The 473-nt window shown below is 38.7% G+C and carries 1 protein-coding gene; it reads right to left on the bottom strand.

What is annotated here, in order from left to right:
- The coding region (locus LC418_RS20855; protein WP_223560515.1) for a glycosyltransferase family 117 protein at positions 1–473 on the bottom strand (473 nt) is incomplete at both ends.

Raw genomic sequence — 473 nt, 5'->3', positions numbered from 1 at the left:
GACAGTGCAGCCGTCTGATATATATTTTTCTTTGCTCTTCTGGCATATTTAATCAGGAGATAAGATATTACAACCATCAGAATAAATGCTACTATCGTTCCTGAATGGAAAGGAAGTCCAAGCCCGTTCACAAAGAATATTTCCAGTCTTCCGAACATCGTCATGATCAATGGGAAGATAATTTTGAAAACAATGATCAGGATTCCCAGTGTGATTGCGTTGGCCCAGATAAAGTTTTTCCAGGTAAATTTATAATTTCTTGCATAGTATACCAGACATACCGCCGGAACTGCAAGCATCCCCATCATATGAACCCCTACTGAAAGTCCTAATACAAAGAAAATAAGGATGATCCATCTTTCGCTGTCTTTCGCCAGGTATTCATTTTCCCATTTGGTAATGAGCCAAACGAGTAAAGCAATAAACATAGAAGCCATAGAATATACCTCTCCTTCTACAGCAGAAAACCAGAA

Origin of the sequence: Chryseobacterium lathyri, from assembly GCF_019970085.1 — a bacterium.
GTDB classification, from domain to species: domain Bacteria; phylum Bacteroidota; class Bacteroidia; order Flavobacteriales; family Weeksellaceae; genus Chryseobacterium; species Chryseobacterium lathyri.
Note: the sequence above shows the minus strand (reverse complement) of the source record. Positions and strands in the feature narration are given on the sequence as shown.